Source organism: Klebsiella sp. Ech2A (genome assembly GCF_030078455.1).
GTDB classification, from domain to species: Bacteria; Pseudomonadota; Gammaproteobacteria; order Enterobacterales; family Enterobacteriaceae; genus Klebsiella; species Klebsiella terrigena.
Genome location: NZ_JAQGFU010000323.1, coordinates 1 through 3,023, shown reverse-complemented (window position 1 = coordinate 3,023; position 3,023 = coordinate 1). Strand labels below are relative to the sequence as shown.

General features: G+C 60.5%; 4 protein-coding genes and 1 pseudogene. 3 read left to right on the top strand and 2 right to left on the bottom strand.

The features are described from left to right. Positions 1 to 172, bottom strand: a 172-nt coding sequence (locus PFH44_RS26305) for a helix-turn-helix domain-containing protein (RefSeq protein WP_283826655.1), incomplete at its 3' end; no start/stop codon positions are given. 126 nt (positions 173 to 298) lie between these two features. Between PFH44_RS26305 and PFH44_RS26300 the strand changes: the two genes are divergently transcribed. The 3 genes from PFH44_RS26300 (at position 299) to PFH44_RS26290 (ending at position 2,752) form a co-directional block, all read left to right on the top strand. Further along, complete coding sequence (locus PFH44_RS26300) at positions 299 to 1,072, top strand: SDR family oxidoreductase (protein WP_283826654.1); 774 nt, start codon at positions 299 to 301, stop codon at positions 1,070 to 1,072. A gap of 337 nt (positions 1,073 to 1,409) precedes the next feature. Further along, positions 1,410 to 1,991: a DUF308 domain-containing protein gene (locus PFH44_RS26295; protein WP_283826653.1), complete on the top strand. Its 582-nt coding sequence runs from the start codon at positions 1,410 to 1,412 to the stop codon at positions 1,989 to 1,991. A gap of 152 nt (positions 1,992 to 2,143) precedes the next feature. Continuing rightward, complete coding sequence (locus PFH44_RS26290; RefSeq protein ID WP_283826651.1) at positions 2,144 to 2,752, top strand: nucleotidyltransferase domain-containing protein; 609 nt, start codon at positions 2,144 to 2,146, stop codon at positions 2,750 to 2,752. 23 nt (positions 2,753 to 2,775) lie between these two features. Here the strand turns inward: PFH44_RS26290 and PFH44_RS26285 are convergent. Beyond that, positions 2,776 to 3,023, bottom strand: a pseudogene (locus tag PFH44_RS26285) (MFS transporter); the annotation flags it as partial.

Below are 3,023 nucleotides of genomic sequence, written 5' to 3'. Positions count from 1 at the left end.
GGGAACCGCTGCGCGTGGTGCGGTGTAAAAGACGCGTTCCCAGGCGCGATTCCAGCTCCCGAATAGCGGCAGAGATCGTAGAGGCCGGTCGGTTCAGCGTCTCGGCGGTGCGAATAAAGCTGCCGTTTTCCGCCACTCTGATAAATATCCGGAAAAGATCGATCGTATCCATTCTCGCCCCACTATTCGTTAATTCTGCATAGTGTATGCAGAAGCAGCCCCTTTATACATAACAGACAGGTATTAAGCTGTTAGTGACGGGATTCGCCCGGACAATAACCGAAACAGGAGCTAAACCATGGTAGATCACGCTATCAAAGGTAAAACCGTTCTTATCGCCGGCGGGGCAAAGAATCTCGGCGGGCTCATTGCCCGGGATTTCGCCCAACAGGGCGCCCGCGCTATCGCTATCCACTACAACAGCAATGCGACGCGTGAAGAGGCCGAAGCGACCGTTGCCTGGATCAAATCCGTCGGCGCCGAAGCCGTTGCGCTGCAGGCCGATCTGACCTCGGCGGCGGCAATGGAAAAACTCTTTGCTGATGCCGCGGCGGCGGTAGGGCAGCCCGATATTGCCATCAATACCGTCGGTAAAGTCCTCAAGAAACCGATGGCGGAGATCGCCGAGGCGGAGTTTGATGAAATGAGCGCCGTTAACGCTAAAACGGCCTTCTTTTTCCTGAAAGAAGCGGGTAAAAACGTTAAAAATAACGGAAAAATCTGTACGTTAGTGACCTCTCTTCTTGGGGCCTACACGCCGTTCTATTCAGCCTATGCCGGTATGAAAGCGCCGGTGGAACACTTCACCCGCGCGGCGTCTAAGGAGCTGGGGGAACGCGGCATTTCCGTCACGGCCATCGGTCCGGGCCCGATGGATACGCCCTTCTTCTACCCCGCCGAAGGCGCCGAGGCCGTCGCCTATCATAAAACCGCCGCCGCCCTCTCCCCCTTTAGCCCAACCGGCCTGACGGATATCGGCGATATCGTTCCCTGGATTCGCTTTTTAGTCAGCGACGGCTGGTGGATGACCGGACAGACGATTCTGGTCAACGGCGGCTATACCACCAAGTAAAGCATCGGCTAAGCGCCCCTCTGGCTTCGAGGGGCTTCGGCTTAATCCGCAATAACGATCAGCACGCGATAAAACGCGGCTATCCTTCCCAGCAAGCATCGTCCGCCGCGCCGGCATCACGAACAGGCAAGGTAATACGTTGACTACCTACCAACTAGTAGGTTAATGTTTATTCATTGAGCAGGAACATCACGCGACGAACCGCTCATGCAGCTCGCCCCGGGCTGCTTTGCACTCAGGTTAGTCCCCGCGCGTAAGCGGCGGTGGTGCCACCCAATATTCTACCTACTAATAGGTCGCTAGCGGTTTTTATTATCTGACGGCCTGGAGAACTAACATGCAAAACGCCCCTGCAACCCCTAATCGATCGCTGAACCAATGGCTCCAGACCTACTACTTTCTGCGAACCGGGGTCTCGATTGCCTGGATCGCCCTTGCCGTTTTCGTCGGCAAGCACGATCCCGCCGTCGGCGCGACCCTGCTGATCCTGTATCCGGCCTGGGACGCGTTGGCTAACTATCTGGACGCCCGCAGAAGCGGCGGCCTGGGCGCGAATCCGTCGCAAAAGTTCAACTTTGTGGTCAGCATCATTATCGCCTTCTCCGTCTGCGGAGCGCTTACCGTCGGTATGCCTACGACGATCGCGGTGTTCGGCGCCTGGGCGATCTTCTCCGGCCTGCTGCAGCTGGCGACGGCCGTGCGGCGCTGGAAAACGACGAGTGGCCAATGGCCGATGATCCTCAGCGGCGCCCAGTCCGCGCTCGCCGGCGCCTTCATGTTTCAGCAGGCGCATAGCGGCATGGCGCTGGACGTGACTACGGTTGCGCCCTATGCGGCCTTCGGCGCGTTCTACTTCCTCGTCTCCGCCATCTGGCTGACCGTCAAGAACGTTCGCCAGCGCGCCGCGCTCGCCGACTGAACGCCCCTCATCGCTGGACGGCGGCTCGCTAGCAGCAAAGTGGCGCGATAAGCACGAGGACGACTTTTCCTGTGCTTATCTTCACCGCTGCAGTAGTGTTGCTGAGGCGCCAAAGCCGGCCGATAACAACCGCAGACAAGGGAAGCGATAGCATGAACCAACGACCGATTGTGCCAGACGAGAATAGCTGGGACTCCTGGAGCCCTGCCGAGCTCTCTCGTCGGCTAAGCCGCGTCTCGAGGCCCTGGTGCGTCGTGGGCGGCTGGGCGCTCGATCTGTGGCACGGGAAGAAGACGCGCGAGCATGAGGATATCGAATTCACGATCCTGCGCGAGGATCTGCCCCTTTTTCGCCGCGAGCTGCGCGATATGGAGTTTTATACCGTCAGCGACGGCGTGCTCGAGCGGCTGGCGGCCGACCGGCAGCCGGAGGCCGGGATTTCGCAGATCTGGTGCTTCGATCGCCCCGCTGACCGCTGGCGGGCGGATATGATGATTGAGCCGGGAACGGATGAGCGCTGGGCCTATAAGCGGGATCCGCTGCTCACGCGGCCGCGCAACGAAATGGTCGCGCTGACCGCGGGCGGCATTCCTTACCTCAGCCCCTCAGCCGTGCTGCTGTTCAAGGCAAAGCACCGCCGGCCGAAGGACGAGGAGGATTTCGCCCGGGCCATGCCGGGGTTACTCCCGGCCGAGCGCCTATGGCTGCGGGAGTGTCTCGAGCGCCTGCACCCGAACCATCCGTGGGCAGACATGCTGTAACGGCCGGGATAGCGCCCGGCCGGTCATCCCACCGAGGCGGGAAAGCCGCGATCTCTGGCCGACCACGCCACCAGCAGCGTGGCCAGCAGCAGCACCAGCAGCGCGGGAGAGAATGCCCCGACGCCAAAACGGTCCAGCAGCACGCCGCCAACGATACCTCCGCTGGCAATAGCCGCATTCCAGGCGGTCACCAGCATCGACTGTGCGATATCGGCCGCATCGCCGGCGCTCCTCGCCAGCGCGGTCTGAAACCTGGCTCTTAGACACATCT